We start from the raw sequence: 15242 nt of genomic DNA, 5'->3' as shown, positions 1-15242 counted from the left end.
TTTTCTTTTTTCTGAACTTTTGTCCAATATCTATTGTAGCACTACAGCACAGTGATGAAAAATTAATAATTAAAAGTAGACATAAGCCGCTTTGTGTGGTATAATAAAGTGTCAAAGTATAATTATCAGATATAGGAGAGTTAAAATGATAACAGTATCAAACGTAAGCCTTTCATTCGGCGGTCAGCTTCTTTTCAAGGACGTTGACCTTAAATTTACAAACGGCAACTGCTATGGCATAATCGGTGCAAACGGTGCAGGAAAGTCAACATTTCTGAAGATCCTCTGCGGTGAGATAGAGCCTACCACAGGCGAGGTAGTTATCTCAAAAGAGGACAGACTTTCAGTGCTTCGTCAGGATCACTTTGCATTCGACGAGTATACAGTTCTCGAAACTGTAATAATGGGCAATAAGCGACTTTATGAGATAATGAAAGAAAAGGACGAGCTTTACGCTAAGGAGGACTTCACCGAGGAGGACGGCGACAGAGCAGGACAGCTTGAAAGCGAGTTCGCAGAATTAAACGGCTGGGAAGCTGAGTCTGACGCTTCAAAGCTCATTCAGGGTCTTGGTCTTTCCGAAGATATCCTCTATTCACAGATGTCCACCCTCTCAGGTAACGAGAAAGTCAAGGTGCTTCTTGCACAGGCACTTTTCGGCAATCCTGATATTATCATGCTGGACGAGCCTACCAACCACCTTGATATCGACGCTATAAGCTGGCTAGAGGACTTCCTTGCCGACTATTTCGGAACTGTCCTCGTCGTATCCCATGACAGACATTTCCTTAATAATGTTTGTACCCATATCGTAGATATCGACTATACAAAGATAAAAATGTATGTTGGTAACTACGAGTTCTGGTATGAGTCCTCACAGCTCATGCAGAGAATGATAAAGAACCAGAACAAGAAAGCCGAGGAGAAGATCAAGGAACTCCAGGAGTTCATCAACCGTTTCTCAGCAAACAAATCAAAGTCCAAGCAGGCTACCGCAAGAAGAAAGCTTCTTGATAAGCTCACAGTCGAAGAAATGCCTGCATCATCAAGAAAATATCCTTTCATAGGCTTTAATATGGATAGAGAGCTTGGAAAAGACGTCCTCAAAGTCAACGGCATATCCAAAACAGTTGACGGAGTAAAGCTCCTCAATAATGTTTCCTTTACCCTCAGCCGTACCGATAAGGTCGCTTTCATCGGTGAGTCCGAGCAGGCTATCACAATGCTTTTCAAGATACTTGCAGAGGAAGAAGAGCCAGACGAGGGTACGATAAAATGGGGCGTTTCCACATCACGTTCATATTTCCCAATAGATAACTCAGCCTACTTTAATGACAATGACGAAAGCATCGTTGACTGGATAAGAAAATATTCCACTTCCGAGGTAACAGACACCTACCTCAGAGGATTCCTCGGCAAAATGCTCTTCTCAGGGGACGAGATATATAAGCCTGTAAAAGTTCTCTCAGGTGGTGAAAAGGTAAGATGTATGTTCAGCCGTATGATGCTCTTCGGCTCAAACGTTATAATGCTTGACAGACCTACCAACCACCTCGATCTCGAATCTATCACAGCCGTAAATAACGGACTTAGAGATTTCAAAGGCGTTGTTATCTTCGCATCTCATGACCACGAAATAGTTCAGACAGTTGCAAACAGAATAATCGAGATAACCCCCGACGGCTGTATCGACAGACAGGGAACATATGAGGAGTTCCTTGATTGGCGACGTGAGCGTGGCATGAAGTCATTTATAGAGTAATTTTATTATGGAGAAGTATCCAGAATGGCAAAAATGAAAAACGTGACCGTAAGAGGTTACAATATTGATGACGTTCCTGCAATGGCAGAGATATGGAACGAAGTTGTAAAAGAGGGCAATGCCTTCCCACAGAAAGAGACCCTCGACTATGAGGGTGCAAAAAAATTCTTTGCTTCACAAACATTCTGCGGTGTTGCAGAGTATGAGGGCGAAACTGTAGGAATGTATATCCTCCACCCCAATAACGTTGGCAGATGCGGACATATCGCAAACGCAAGCTATGCCGTAAAAAGCACCTGCCGTGGAAAAGGAGCAGGCAAGGTCATAGTCGAGCATTGTCTTTTCATAGCAAAGCAGAAAGGCTTTAAGGTGCTCCAGTTCAATGCCGTTGTTGCATCAAACGTCAAGGCGGTAAAGCTTTACGAAAACCTCGGCTTTGTTAAGCTCGGCACTGTACCGCAGGGCTTTGAAAACAAAGAGGGCGTCTTTGAGGATATCATTCTTTTCTACCACACTCTTTGATTAGTGAGAAGTTAGGAGTGAGGAATTAAGGTATCGCCTGCGGCGATGATATTTTTTGAATATTGAATTTTTATAGATATTGAAAGGTGAAATAAGTATGTTAAAGGTAGCAAATATTTTTTCAAACGATATGGTGCTCCAGCGTGACAAGAACATAACAGTCTGGGGACTTGGGGACGAGGAAAGAACTGTCACAGTTACTCTTAACGGCGTGTCAGTTCAGACGCAGGTCTGCGACGGCAGGTGGACAGCCGTCCTCCCTCCAATGAGTGCAGGCGGAGAGTATGAAATGACAGTTTCAGACGGCTGTACAGAGAAAAAATTCTGCCGTATCATGATAGGCGAAGTGTGGTTCTGCGGCGGTCAGTCAAATATGGAGCTTGAACTGCAAAATGCAAAGGGCGGCAAAGAAGTCCTCGAAAACCTCACTCCTGATTGCAACGTAAGATTTTATTACACTCAAAAGCGTGGCACACTTGACGAAATGTTCTATGAGGACGAAAACAATACCGCATGGTCGCAGGCTTCAAAGGATAATTCAAGGGCATGGAGTGCAGTCGGTTTTTTCTTTGCAAGAAAGCTTGCCAAAGACCTTGGCGTAACAGTAGGACTTATCGGCTGTAACTGGGGCGGCACATCAGCCTCCGCATGGATAGACAGACCGACCCTTGAAAACAACGCTGAAATAAGAAGCTACATAGACGAGTATGAAAAACGTATTGAGGGCAAAACTGTCGAGGAGCAGATAAAAGAATACAGAGATTATCAGAAATTTGAGCGTGTGTGGGATAAAAAATACGGCGAGCTTCTGCAAAAAGACCCAACAATGAGCTGGGAAAAAGCCAACGAGATCCTTGGCGATAAGAATTGGCCGGGCCCGATAAACTGCGTAAACCCATTCCGCCCAACAGGACTTTTTGAGACCATGGTGTCAAGAGTTTGTCCTTATACAATAAAAGGCTTTCTCTATTATCAGGGCGAGTCTGACGACCATAAGCCGGACAGCTATTACACCCTCCTCACATCTCTTATCAGACTTTGGAGAGAGAAGTGGGGCGACGATGAGCTTCCGTTCATAATCGTCCAGCTCCCAATGTTCAAATATGCCGCCGACCCTGATTATAAGCATTGGTGTAAAATAAGAGAAGCACAGATGAGAGCATATAAGACAGTGAAAAATGCAGGAATAGCTGTTATCTCGGATTGCGGTGAGTTCAACGAGATACACCCAAAGAATAAAGTACCCGTTGGCGAAAGACTTTGTTTGCAGGCAGAAAAGCTTTTCTACGGCATGGACGTAAAAGCATTCGGACCTATCTATAAGTCGCTGGAGTATAAAAACGGCGGTATAGAGCTTAGCTTTGACCATGCCGAAAACGGCTTTGTAGTAAAGGGCGAAGCACAGGGCTTTGAGATAGCAGGCAAGGACGAAGAGTTCGTAAAAGCCGATATCACTATAAACGGCAGTAAAATTTTCATCAAGTCAGACGCCGTTGAAAAACCTCTGTATGCAAGATATAACTGGTTCAACTATTGCGAGGTAACTATCTTCAACGAAACAGGCATACCACTCGCACCATTCAGAACAGAAAAATAATACAAGAACGTCCCCTAAATGGGGGCGTTTTTTGTAGGGGAGCGGCGAAATTTCTGCTCGCAAGCTCACAGAAATTGACGTCCCGCTCATCAACTTTTTTGTTTTGCAGAAATCTGACACCCCGCTTTTTTTGCACTTCAACGTTAATAAAATATTTATAATTAAAACTCTTGGCAAAATCTCCGCTGTGTGGTATAATAGAAGATATATAAATGAATTTGGAAAGGCTGGTCTTATTAATGAGAGCTGTTGTTACGGTTATAGGTAAGGACGCTGTAGGTATCCTTGCAAAGGTAAGCACAAAGTGTGCAGAATATAATGCGAATGTTATCGAGGTCACTCAGTCAGTTTTGCAGGACCTCTTTGCTATGATAATGCTTGTTGACATCACAAAGCTCAACTCCGATTTTGCTACCATGGCGGACGGACTTACAGAGCTTGGTCAGACAATGGGTGTAAAGATCCATACGATGCACGAGGATATTTTTAACTGTATGCACCATATCTAAAGAGGAGATTTCAGTAAAATGATTAATACATATGACGTGTTGGAAACGATACGAATGATACAGGACGATTGTCTTGATATTCGTACTATCACAATGGGCATTTCTCTGCTTGATTGTATCGACAGCGATATAAACGTTGCCTGCGAGAATGTCTATAAGAAGATAACCGCAAAAGCCGCAAGGCTTGTTGAAGTAGGCGAGCAGATAGAGAAGGAGCTTGGTATCCCTATCATAAATAAGAGAATTTCCGTTACCCCTATCGCTATCGTGTCTGCTGCCTGCAAGTGTTCACCTGTTCCATTTGCACACGCTATGGACAGAGCCGCAAAGGACGTTGGCGTAAACCTTATCGGCGGATATACCGCACTCGTTCCAAAGGGCTTCTCCGCAGGCGATATTGAGCTTATCAAGTCTATCCCAGAGGCACTTGCTACTACTGAGAGAGTATGTTCCTCTGTAAATATCGGTTCAACAAAAACAGGTATCAATCTGGACGCCTGCAAAATGATGGGTGGAGTTGTAAGAGAGTGTGCAGAAAGAACAGTTGACTCTGCCTGCTTTGGCGCAGCAAAACTCGTTGTTTTCTGTAACGCAGTTGAGGATAACCCGTTCATGGCAGGTGCTTTCCACGGAGTTGGCGAGCCTGATTGCATGATAAACGTGGGCGTATCAGGTCCTGGCGTTGTAAGAGCCGCTTTGAGAAAATATCCTGACGCTGATATCACAAAGATATCCGACGTTATCAAAGAGATCTCATATAAGATAACAAGAGTAGGTCAGCTCGTTGGAACTATCGCTTCCAAGCGTCTTGGCGTTCCATTCGGTATCGTTGACCTTTCACTCGCACCAACTCCTGCCGTTGGCGACTCCGTTGCCCATATCCTTGAGGAAATAGGACTGGAAAAGTGCGGCACACACGGCACAACAGCTGCCCTCGCTCTGCTCAATGACGCAGTTAAAAAGGGCGGCGTAATGGCTTGCTCAAGAATAGGCGGACTTTCAGGTGCATTTATCCCTGTTTCTGAGGACGCAGGCATGATTGATGCCGCAAAGAGCGGTGCGCTCTGCATTGAAAAACTTGAAGCTATGACTGCTGTATGCTCAGTTGGTCTTGATATGATATGTATCCCTGGCGATACTCCAGCCGATACTATTTCAGCTATCATCGCAGACGAAGCTGCTATCGGTATGGTAAACAACAAGACCACCGCCGTAAGAGTTATCCCTGCTATTGGCAAGAGCGTTGGCGAAGAACTTGATTGGGGCGGACTTTTTGGCTGCGGACCTGTTATGCCGCTCAAAAAAGAGTCACCTTCCAAGTTCATCAATCGAGGCGGACAGATCCCTGCACCACTCCATTCTCTCAAAAACTAAATTTTCACGGCGGCAGAGCAATTCTGCCGCTGTTTTTGGTAAGGAGGAAAACAGATTGAAACGCTGTATGTTTGCAGACTTCACCTTTAAAATACCCTTTGAGGAGCGTATAAGACTTATAAAAGAGAACGGCTTTGACGGTGTAATGCTTGGCTTTTCTGACGGACTAAAATACACACAGTATGATATTGTACGTAATTTTGGACTGAAAATAGAAAACGTCCATTCACAGTTTGACCGCATGAACGCCCTTTGGACAATATGCCCGGAGAGCGAATATATCCTCCAACGAACACTTGAATGTGTAAGAGTGTGCGGTGAAAACGGCATAAAAACCATGATATGCCACCCCACTGACGGACTTGTTCCGCCTGAGGTGTCACGTTTCGGCATAGAGAATTTCGCCAAAATAATACAGTGCGGAGAAGAAAACAGCGTTGATATCGCCTTTGAGAATATCCAGCTCCCACAGTTTCTTGACGTGCTTTTTGACCAGTTCGGAAACCATGATAACGTGAAATTTTGCTATGACACAGGTCATGAGAATTGCTTCTCAAAGAATACCGATTGCCTGACAAAGTTCGGCAGCAAGCTTGCCTGCCTGCATATCCACGATAACGACGGCAACACCGACGGCCACATGATACCGTTTGACGGCAATCTGAACTTTGAGAAATTTCTCAGAAAGCTCAAAAATCTCCACTGCCAACCATCATTGTCATTAGAGCTTTATATGTCAAAGTCCCCCATGTACCGAAATGCTGCACCTGACAGCTTTGTAAGACGTGCGGCAGAAGCGGCAGAACAGCTTGAAAAGCTCTACGACTCTATATAAGTACAAATTTCTGTACAGATAGGAGAACCTATGAAAACTCTTATAGATATGCACACCCACACAGGCTTTTCCCCCGACGGTGAGGGAACTGTAGAACAGTCTTTAGCAAAAGCCAAAGAGCTTGGCTTGGCGGCATTTGCCATAACTGACCATTGCGATTGCAATTTCCGCTATAAAGCCGACCATTACGGTGATCCTGAAGCCCTGAAAGACGGCATGATGTACGGCTCGGGGGAGTATGCCCCCGCAAGCATAGCCGCCCAGTATGAAGCTTCCCAGCATCTGGAGGGTTTAAATTTTCTCTGCGGAATAGAGCTTGGTCAGCCTTTGCAGGATATAGAATTTGCCGAGGAGATAGCCTCCGACAGTCGCCTTGATTTTATCATCGGCTCGCATCATCAGAATAAAGGCAAGGACGATTTCTATTGGATAGAGTACAAAAATATGGACTTGTCGCAAACCTATGCTCTCCTTGACGACTATTTCAAAGAAATGCTTGAAATGTGCAAATGGGGCAAGTTAGACGTTTTAGGACACCTAACCTATCCGCTGCGATATATCCAGGGAGATTGCGGTATACAAATAGATCTTTCTACATATGAAGATATTATCAGAGAAATTTTTTGTACACTTATCCAAAAAGGCAAGGGCATAGAGATAAATGTGTCAGGATTAAGGCAAAAATACGGCAAGCCCCTCCCGGACCTTGGATATGTGAAGCTCTACAAAGCCCTCGGCGGCGAGATATTGACCATAGGCTCAGACGCCCACTGCACCGCAGATATCGGCAGAGACATTTACGCAGGCGTAGAAATGGCGCAGGCGGCAGGCTTTAAGTACCTGACCTATTTCAAAAAGCACGAGCCGAAGTTTATCAAGATAGAAATATGATATCATATCAAAGCGCCGCAATTCTTGCTTTGCAGGGATAGGGCGTTTTGTTTTGCCGGTAACATTTAGCTCACCGATACATATAATTATATATAACTCTATCAGGCATAGTCCCACAGGAGGTATCCATATGAAAAAAACAGTTTTCCTCTGCGTCGGCGGTGACGCAAGACAAACATATACAGCTCAGACTCTCACTAAAATCGGCAGGGTCTATACTTACGGCATGGATGATAAAGGCGAGGACACTATACCCCTCGCTCATCTCGATCAGCTCACCGAAAAGGCGGACGTTCTCGTACTTCCTCTCATGAAAGCTGACGGGCTGGATATCTCTTCTAACCGTAATGTAAAGGTATCATGCAGTGACGTTTCAACGCATTTAAAGAAAAATGCACTTGTGGCAGGCGGTCTGCTCCGCCGTGATCAAATAGAATATTTCTCCTCTCTCGGCTTCGATGTTAAGGATTACTATAAGCGAGAGGAGCTTGTTATAAGAAATTGTATCCCCACGGCGGAGGGCGCTTTGCAAATAGCCATGCAGGAGCTTGCTGTCACCGTGAACGGTTCCACCGTCCTAGTTATTGGTTATGGCAGAGTAGCGAAAGCCTGCGCTAAGCTTTTTCGGGCTGTCGGCGCAGATGTGACTATATCCGCAAGAAAGCTTTCTGCACTTGCAGAAGCCGAGGGCGCAGGCTATAAGGCAGAGCTTATCACAGCTCTTGCGGAAAATATTTCGGGATATACTATAATAATAAACACCGTCCCTGCCATGATACTTGATGAAAAGCTTTTGGGCGTAATGGATAAAAACTCTCTTATCATAGACCTTGCCTCCCGACCCGGCGGAGTAGATCATGAAACTGCCGCAAAGCTGAACAGGCGTGTGGTATGGGCATTGGGACTTCCGGCCAAAGCCGCACCTATGACTGCAGGAGAGATAATCGCCCGAACAGTCACGGACATTTTGAATGAAAGGGGAACAAAGAATGTCACTTGACGGCATACGAATAGGCTTTTGCATGACCGGCTCCTTCTGCACCTTTGAAAAGGCATTTGCCGTCGCAGAACGGCTTGTGCAGCAGGGCGCAAAGCTTGTGCCAATTATGTCTTTCAACGCCGCATCTATATCTACACGTTTTGGCACAGCGGAAGAAAACATCAAACGCCTTGAAACCATAGCAGGCCGCAAGGTCATACGCACCATAGAAGAAGCCGAGCCGATCGGACCCAAAAAGATGTGTGATATCATGGTAGCAGCACCCTGCACCTCAAACACGGCAGCAAAGCTTGCTCTTGGCTTGACGGACACTCCAGCCACCATGGCGGTAAAAAGTCACCTGAGAAATGCTCGTCCCGTGGTCATCGCCATATCGACAAATGACGCACTGGCAGGGTGTGCTAAAAACATAGGTTATCTGCAAAATCTGAGAAACTACTATTTCGTACCATATGCGCAGGACAACTGCGAAAAGAAGCCAAACTCCATAGTGGCTGAGTTTGAACTCATACCCGAAACTATTCAGTCGGCTCTTGACGGTATACAGCTTCAGCCTGTCATAAGGGTAAAATAACGCAAAGCTCTCCGATCTGCTCGGAGGGCTTTTTTTGCGTATATCTTTTGATTTTCACCTGATTTTTGTACATTCATATCTTCTGTTTATCGCACCACATTGATAATCGCACAAACCATGTAGGGGACGGCGCCCCCGACGTCCCGCTTATCGACGTTTTGTTCGCAATCTCATTTTCGTTATCCGCACAATGTTCGGCACATTGTTTCAAACACTTTACGGCACAACATTTTCCGCTACGGCACGTCTATACAAATTCGTGATAAAACCAAACATTTTCGCTCCCTGAAACGGGACGTCGAGGGCGCCGTCCCCTACAAATATTCAGGATAGTTTCTACCGCTTGCTCGCTTCGCCCGGTGCTTTATTTTACTTTATGCTTGTAATTTTCTTTGGTCTGCTATGCTAATTCCTAATTCCTCACTCCTCACTCCTCACTTCTTCCTCCCCTTGTGCAATCTGCTTTATAACAAGTCTAAACTTTGTTCACATTCACGAAAGAAATTTTTCTTTCCACCCTTGCTATTTATGTGAAAATAGTATATAATTATCTTATGCGGTTGATATATTTTGTGTAAATGATACATATAATTATACTGCATATCACATTAAGCCGTCCAACGGCATAGATTGGAGCGATCAACTTGAAAAAATACGACAGCACAAAAATAAAAAATATTGCTATTGCAGGTCAGGCAGGTTCCGGAAAGACCTCTCTGACTGAGGCACTGCTATATAAAAGCGGAGCTACTGACAGGCTCGGCAAGATAACTGACGGAAATACTATTTCTGATTATACCCCTGATGAGATAAAGAGAAAATGTTCTGTTTACACATCTCTTTCTTCTTTGGAAACTGGTGAGTTCAAGGTAAATCTTCTTGATACTCCCGGTATGTTCGATTATGAGGGCGAAGCTGTTGAGGGCATTGCCGCAAGCGGTTGCGTTCTCATAACTGTATCAGGTAAATCAGGCGTTCGTGTAGGTACTCACAAGGCTTATGACCTTGCAAAAGAAATGGGCAAGCCTACAATGTTCGTTGTAACAAAGCTTGATGACGACAACGCAAACTTCAATAACGTTCTTACTCAGCTCAAAGCAGAGTTCGGACCTACAGTTTGCCCTGTTGTTGTGCCTGTTATCGCAGACAGAAAGATAGTTTCTTATGTAAATCTCATTGAGATGAAAGCATATAAGTATGAAGACGGCAAGGCAGTTGAAACTGATATGCCTACAGCTGATGTATCAGAGAAAATGGGTTATCGTATCGACGGACTTATCGAAGCCGTGTCCGAAGCCGTTGCAGAAACTGACGAGGCGCTTTTTGAAAAGTTCTTCTCAGGCGAAGCATTCACACAGAAAGAGCTTATCGACGGAATACATAGCGGCATGAACTCAGGCATTATAACTCCTGTTACCTGCGTTTCTTCCACAGACCTCTCAGGTGTTGATATGCTCCTTAAGGAGATAGACCTGCTGCTCCCTCCTCCGTCAGAAAAGGACGCTATGATAGGCGAAACAGCAGACGGCGAAGCTGTTGAAGTCGCTTGCGTTGAAAGCGACCCAATGAGTGCATTTGTATTCAAGACAGTTGCTGACCCATTTGTTGGCAAGATGTCATACATAAAGGTATTTTCAGGAAAGCTTATACCTAACAAGGAGGTTGTGAACGCTACCACAGGAAGCACCGAAAAGGTCGGAAAGCTTGTTACGCTTCAGGGCAAAAAGCAGATAGACGTTGCCGAAGCAGGCTGTGGAGATATCGTTGTTGCAATGAAGATGAACGTGAACACCAACGATACAATCTGTGACTCCGCAAGAGTTGTTAAGTTTGCACCTATGACATTCCCTAAGCCGTGCTACAAAATGGCAGTAAGAGCTAAAAAGCAGGGCGATGAAAGCAAGATATCCGCCGCAATGACAAGACTTATGGAAGAAGACCTTACTATAGATTACAAGCTCGACCCGTCAACAAACGAAATGATACTCAGCACCTTGGGCGGACTTCACCTTGATTCTGTTGTGGGCAGACTTGCAGGAACATTCGGCGTTGAAGTAGAAACTTCTGTGCCTAAGATCTCCTATCGTGAAACTATCAGAAAGAAAGTCAAGGTGCAGGGCAGACATAAGAAGCAGTCAGGCGGTCACGGTCAGTATGGCGACGTTTGGATAGAATTTGAGCCATGCGTATCTGACGACCTTGTATTTGAAGAAAAGGTGTTTGGCGGAGCAGTTCCAAAGAACTTCTTCCCAGCAGTAGAAAAGGGCTTGCAGGAAAGCGTAAAGAAAGGCGTTCTCGCAGGTTTCCCTGTAGTTGGTCTGAAAGCTATCCTTGTGGACGGCTCATATCACCCTGTTGACAGCTCAGAAATGGCATTCAAAATGGCAGCTTCTATCGCATACAAAGAGGGTATGCGTCAGGCAGAGCCTGTTCTCCTCGAACCTATCGGCTCTTTGAGCGTTTTCGTACCTGACGATAACACTGGCGACATGATGGGCGAGCTTAATAAGAGAAGAGGCAGAGTTCTGGGCATGAATCCTGCGGAAAAGAAGGGTATGACAGAAATAGTTGCCGAAGTTCCAATGGCTGAAATGGCAGACTTCACACTGCTTCTGAGACAAATGACGCAGGGTCAGGGCGTGTTCACCTTTGAAAAAGCACGTTACGAGCCCCTTCCTGCAAATCTTGTTGCAGACGTTATCGCAAAGAACGCAGTGGCAGATTGATTTTTTTGGAATAGAATTTTTAAGGGATAATTATAGAATTGTGATAAGGACAGTACGGGAATGTTTCGGGCGTTCCCGTACTTTTTTGCACAAAAAAACAGACGGAATAAAAACCGTCTGCAATTATCATATGTATTTGAATACACCATAGTAGGGGCGAACAGTGTTCGCCCGTTTCCTGTCAGCTTTTATGTGACGCACATATCACCCGTTCCAATATTTTCTGTCAAGGCTTCGATACTGAACAGCCATTGCGATATGCTTTTTGTCTATGACCTTTGCACCGTCCATATCCGCAACAGTTCGTGCGACTTTAAGTATGCGGTCATAGGCTCTTGCTGAAAGTCCCAGCCTGTCAAAAACGTTCTCCAAAAGCTTTGAAGCCTCATCTGTCACAGGGCAGACCTCGTGAAGAATATCAGAAGTTATTCGTGCGTTGCAGGTTATGCTGGTGTTTTTGAAACGCTCGTTTTGTATGTCACGGGCTTTTTGAACACGCTCTCTTATGGACGCTGAGGACTCTTCTTTGGCGGTGGAAGAAAGATCTGCAAACTCAACAGGTGCGACCTCCAAATGAATGTCGAAACGGTCGAGAAGTGGTCCGCTGACTTTGGAAAGATAGCCTGACACCTGTTTTGGCGAGCATATGCACTTTCTTGTTGGGTGACCAAAATATCCGCACGGACAAGGATTCATTGCAGCAATAAGCATGAACGAACATGGGTATGTTATCGACCCTGACACTCTGGATATGGTCACCTGTCTGTCCTCCAAAGGCTGTCTTAAAATCTCAAGGGCAGGGCGTGAAAACTCTGCAAGCTCGTCAAGAAAAAGCAAGCCGTTATGTGCAAGGGATATCTCGCCGGGCTTTGGCACAGAGCCTCCGCCTGAAAGTCCTGCCGGTGAAACTGTATGATGCGGTGAACGGAAAGGTCTGGTGGTGATAAGAGGACTGTTGCTGTCCAAAAGTCCTGCCACAGAATGGATATTTGTGGTTTCTATGGACTCCTCAAAGGTCATGGCAGGAAGTATCGACGGCATACGTTTTGCAAGCATTGATTTTCCTGAGCCAGGCGAACCTATCATAAGAACGTTGTGACCGCCTGCCGCTGCGACCTCCAATGCTTTTTTTGCCGCTGATTGTCCTTTTACGTCGGCAAAATCAAGACTTCCGAAATAGCTTTCAGCGGTGGGCTTATAATGTGCCGCAGGAACTATAGCCGCCTTTTTCTCAAAGTGAAAAACAAGCTCCCGCAAAGACCTTACGCCATAGGCTTTTATACCCTCCACAACGGAAGCTTCACGAACATTGTCGGCAGGAACATATATCTCAGAAAGTCCCATTTTCTGCGCCATTATGGTCATAGGCAAAACGCCCTGAACAGGTCTTACTTCTCCGCTGAGAGAAAGCTCGCCGATAAAAGCGGAGGTGGAAAGCATACTGTCATCAACAAGGTCAGCCATTCGCAAGAGTGCAACTGCCACGGCTAAGTCATAGACCGAGCCTGTTTTTCTCACATCGGCAGGTGCAAGATTTATGATTATTTTTCTTAAAGGCAATGTTATCTCGCTTGAACGCAGTGCAGAACGCACACGTTCACGGCTTTCTTTTACAGATGCGTCTGCAAGCCCCACAATATCGAAAGAGGGCAGACCCTTTGAAGCTTCTATCTCCACCTTGACCGCAAAGGCGTTAAGCCCCAGCAGACCTACACTGTTTATTACAGCAAACACGTTGACTTCTCTCCCTTACGTCTTAATCTGAGCACATCTCAGAGCTTATGATATCCAGCAGAAAATCTGCAATATCATTATATACCTCACGGCGGTTGGTTTCGTTCACAAGCTCGTGACGTGCATTTTCGTATATCTTCATCTCAACGTCACAGCCGTTGAGGGACAGCCTGTTGAACACGCTTAGTACGCCTTTTCCGTAGTTTCCCACAGGGTCGGCACTGCCTGCTATAAGATAGGTAGGCAAAGTTTTCGGATAGGTGGAGAACCACTTTTCGTTTGAAACATACCACAAAAGCTTTGCAAGATTTTCAAAGCCGTTTAGGGTGAAAATAAAGTTGCATTTAGGGTCTTTTTCGTAGGTGGAAACTATTTCAGGGTCACGGGATATCCAATCATATTCGCTGACTTTATCGGTAATTTTTCTTGTATAAGCACCGAAAGCAAGCTTATTTACAGCGTTGCTCCTGTATTTGTCGCCATGGAGTATTTTCAGGCTGTCAACAAGGGTGAGTAAAGCAGGGATACCCTCCATGCCGCCGCTTGTTCCGCAGAAGATAGCCGCTGTGAGGTTTCTGCCATGCTTGGTTACAAAAGCTCTTGCAAGGAAGCTTCCCATGCTGTGGCCGAGAAGAAAATACGGCTTGTCAGGGTAGTTGTGTTTCATCATTTTTGTGAGAGTATACATATCCTCGACAGCGTTTTCCCAGCCGTGTTCAGGGGAGAAGTAGCCAAGCTCGGAGCTGTCGTTCACACTGTCGCCATGACCGAGGTGGTCGTTTCCGCATACTGCGAAGCCTAAGCCTGTGAGGAACTCAGCGAGGTCGTCATAACGTCTGAAATATTCGCACATACCGTGGGATATCTGAACGACACCTCTTACTGTGCCGATAGGGAAACGAACGTAATATGCGATCTTATGAAGTCCGTCAGAGGACGGATAGTAGCTTTTGAAATGAGTACAATTCATAGAAATATACCTCCTTTGGGTTATGATTTCGTGCAATTTTACTTATCAATAGTATAGCACTTTTTGGGGGAATAATCAAGGGGAAGTTTTTAATAGGAGCGGAGTTTAAGTGAGGAGTGAGGAATGAGGAATGAGGAGTGAGGAATGAGGAATGAGGAATGAGGAATGAGGAATGAGGAGTGAGGAGTGAGGAGTGAGGAGTGAGGAATGAGGAATGAGCATAGCAGACCAAAGTTAATTACAAGCATAAAGTAAAAATAAAGCACCGAGCGAAGCGAGCAAAAGGTCCAGGGACACGTCCCTGGTCAGGGTCAAGGGGTGAAACCCCTTGTGGGTACAGGGCAAAGCCCTGTCGGAGTATGAGGCAGAGCCTCATTCGGCGCAAGCCGACAAGGTGCAGATTGTAGTATCAAAAGCATATAGAAGTCAAATATCAGATGAAAGTGATATCGGAGAATTAAATCTGCACCGCTTTTCTATCCCTAAGCGCAATGTAGATACGCAAAGAGCGGAGCGATTTTGCGGAGGAATAATCTATCAATAAAAATTGTAGGGGCTTGGCGAAATTTCTGTTCGCAAGCTCACAGAAATACGACAGCCCGCTATTTCTTGCCCATTGAATTATCTGGGAATATCACAATAATGTACCTCGAAAATAATTTGGCATCAAAGATACAACAATCACAGCATTACACCTCCGAGCGGGACGTCGGGGGCGCCGTCCCCTACAAGCGTGATAGGATAGTTT

General features: G+C 45.2%; 12 protein-coding genes. 10 read left to right on the top strand and 2 right to left on the bottom strand.

The features are described from left to right. Positions 1-145: 145 nt before the first annotated feature. The 10 genes from DW015_RS12500 (at position 146) to DW015_RS12455 (ending at position 11790) form a co-directional block, all read left to right on the top strand. Positions 146-1762, top strand: coding sequence for an ATP-binding cassette domain-containing protein (locus tag DW015_RS12500; RefSeq protein WP_117891840.1), 1617 nt, complete (start codon positions 146-148; stop codon positions 1760-1762). A 33-nt stretch (positions 1763-1795) separates the two neighbouring features. Then, positions 1796-2284 (top strand): GNAT family N-acetyltransferase, encoded by a 489-nt coding sequence (locus tag DW015_RS12495; RefSeq protein WP_117905858.1) that lies wholly within the window; start codon positions 1796-1798, stop codon positions 2282-2284. 97 nt (positions 2285-2381) lie between these two features. Beyond that, entirely contained in the window at positions 2382-3881 is a 1500-nt protein-coding gene (locus DW015_RS12490; protein ID WP_242993289.1) for a sialate O-acetylesterase, read from the top strand. Between the two features lie 239 nt (positions 3882-4120). Further along, positions 4121-4390, top strand: coding sequence for an ACT domain-containing protein (locus DW015_RS12485; protein ID WP_022286601.1), 270 nt, complete (start codon positions 4121-4123; stop codon positions 4388-4390). A gap of 18 nt (positions 4391-4408) precedes the next feature. After that, entirely contained in the window at positions 4409-5764 is a 1356-nt protein-coding gene (locus DW015_RS12480) for a PFL family protein (protein WP_117905856.1), read from the top strand. A gap of 55 nt (positions 5765-5819) precedes the next feature. Next, positions 5820-6599 (top strand): sugar phosphate isomerase/epimerase, encoded by a 780-nt coding sequence (locus DW015_RS12475; RefSeq protein WP_117905855.1) that lies wholly within the window; start codon positions 5820-5822, stop codon positions 6597-6599. A gap of 30 nt (positions 6600-6629) precedes the next feature. Further along, the gene (locus DW015_RS12470) at positions 6630-7490 is read left to right on the top strand and encodes a histidinol-phosphatase HisJ family protein (RefSeq protein WP_117905854.1); all 861 of its coding nucleotides are present in this window, start codon (positions 6630-6632) and stop codon (positions 7488-7490) included. 130 nt (positions 7491-7620) lie between these two features. Further along, complete coding sequence (locus tag DW015_RS12465) at positions 7621-8490, top strand: dipicolinate synthase subunit DpsA (protein WP_117905853.1); 870 nt, start codon at positions 7621-7623, stop codon at positions 8488-8490. Continuing rightward, the gene (locus DW015_RS12460; protein ID WP_117905852.1) at positions 8462-9064 is read left to right on the top strand and encodes a dipicolinate synthase subunit B; all 603 of its coding nucleotides are present in this window, start codon (positions 8462-8464) and stop codon (positions 9062-9064) included. The genes DW015_RS12465 and DW015_RS12460 overlap by 29 nt, the downstream gene beginning before the upstream one ends. Positions 9065-9708: 644 nt before the next feature. Further along, positions 9709-11790, top strand: a complete 2082-nt coding sequence (locus DW015_RS12455; protein WP_117905851.1) for an elongation factor G — start codon at positions 9709-9711, stop codon at positions 11788-11790. Between the two features lie 204 nt (positions 11791-11994). On the opposite strand, the gene DW015_RS12450 is transcribed toward DW015_RS12455, so the two are convergent. Beyond that, entirely contained in the window at positions 11995-13524 is a 1530-nt protein-coding gene (locus tag DW015_RS12450) for a YifB family Mg chelatase-like AAA ATPase (RefSeq protein ID WP_117905850.1), read from the bottom strand. A gap of 22 nt (positions 13525-13546) precedes the next feature. Beyond that, positions 13547-14494: an alpha/beta hydrolase gene (locus tag DW015_RS12445; RefSeq protein ID WP_117858488.1), complete on the bottom strand. Its 948-nt coding sequence runs from the start codon at positions 14492-14494 to the stop codon at positions 13547-13549. Positions 14495-15242 lie beyond the last annotated feature (748 nt).

It is taken from the genome of Ruminococcus sp. AF37-20, from assembly GCF_003460465.1.
Lineage (GTDB): Bacteria > Bacillota > Clostridia > Oscillospirales > Ruminococcaceae > Hominimerdicola > Hominimerdicola aceti.
The sequence above is the reverse complement of the archived record's forward strand: the minus strand, read 5'-3'. Positions and strand labels throughout refer to the sequence as shown.